Source organism: Streptomyces sp. NPDC004658 (genome assembly GCF_040609555.1).
Lineage (GTDB): Bacteria > Actinomycetota > Actinomycetes > Streptomycetales > Streptomycetaceae > Streptomyces.
In genome coordinates this window covers 1-1,190 of sequence record NZ_JBEXKG010000407.1, presented here as the reverse complement: position 1 = coordinate 1,190, position 1,190 = coordinate 1, and the positions used below count along the sequence as shown (strand labels likewise).

The 1,190-nt window shown below is 71.0% G+C and carries 2 protein-coding genes; both read left to right on the top strand.

Annotation, left to right across the window (positions count from 1 at the left end):
* The coding region (locus ABZV94_RS41730; protein ID WP_356350337.1) for an ATP-binding protein at positions 1-263 on the top strand (263 nt) is incomplete at its 5' end.
* 72 nt (positions 264-335) lie between these two features.
* A partial coding sequence (locus ABZV94_RS41725) for an FtsW/RodA/SpoVE family cell cycle protein (protein WP_356350335.1) occupies positions 336-1,190 on the top strand: 855 nt, incomplete at its 3' end.

Here is a 1,190-nt window from a genome sequence, read left to right as displayed (position 1 = left end):
CGGTGGTGACCGTACGCGACCACGGCGACGGCTTCCCCGGCTATCTGGTCGCGGGCGGTCCGCAGCGCTTCCGCACGGAGGGCGGCGCCAAGGGGCACGGCCTCGGCCTCACCATCGCCGTCGGGCAGGCGGAGGTGATGGGCGCCGAGCTGGCCTTCGAGAACGCGCCGGACGGCGGGGCGGTGGCCCGGCTGACGCTGCCGGAGTACGTACGACTGGACGACGGCGACGAGGCGCCGCCGAGCTCCTCCCCCGTCGTCTGACGTCCGGACCCCACACACCTCCCCATCCGGACATAAGGGAAATAAGACCCACCTCTTGCTACGTTGCGTGGCATGACCGCAACGACGGCGGACGCACCCCCGCCCGAGCTGCGCCTGCCCAAGCGGCGCGGCGTAGAACTCTCGCTCCTCATCGGGGCCGTCCTCATCTCCGTCTACGGCTACGCCGCCGTCGGTCTGGCCCACGACGACGCCGTCCCGCCCGACGTCGCCGGATACGGCGGCGGCCTCGGGCTGCTCGCCCTCCTCGCGCACCTCGCCGTCCGCTTCCGCGCCCCGTACGCCGATCCGCTGCTGCTGCCCATCGCCGTCCTGCTCAACGGCGTCGGCCTGGTGCTGATCTACCGGCTCGACCTGGAGACGCCGAGGGACCAGGCGGCGCCCACCCAGCTGATCTGGTCCACGCTCGGCGTCGCGGTCTTCATCGCGGTGGTGGTCTTCCTGCGCGACCACCGGGTGCTCCAGCGGTACGCGTACCTCTCCGTCGCCGCCGCCCTCGTCCTGATGATCGTGCCGATCTTCTTCCCGGCGGTGAACGGCGCCAAGATCTGGATCAGGGTCGGCGGGTTCTCCTTCCAGCCGGGCGAGTTCGCCAAGATCCTGCTCGCCGTGTTCTTCGCCGCCTACCTCGCGGCGAACCACAACGCCCTCGCGTACACCGGCCGCAGGATCTGGAAGCTCCAGCTCCCCACCGGCCGGGTGCTCGGCCCCATCGTGGCGATCTGGCTGATCAGTGTCGGGGTCCTGGTGCTGGAGCGCGATCTCGGCACCTCGCTGCTGTTCTTCGGCCTGTTCGTGATCCTGCTGTACGTGGCGACCGGCCGGACCGGCTGGATCGCGGTGGGGCTGGTGCTGGCCGCCGTCGGCGCGTTCGTCGTCGGCTCCTTCGAACCGCATGTGCACAGCCGG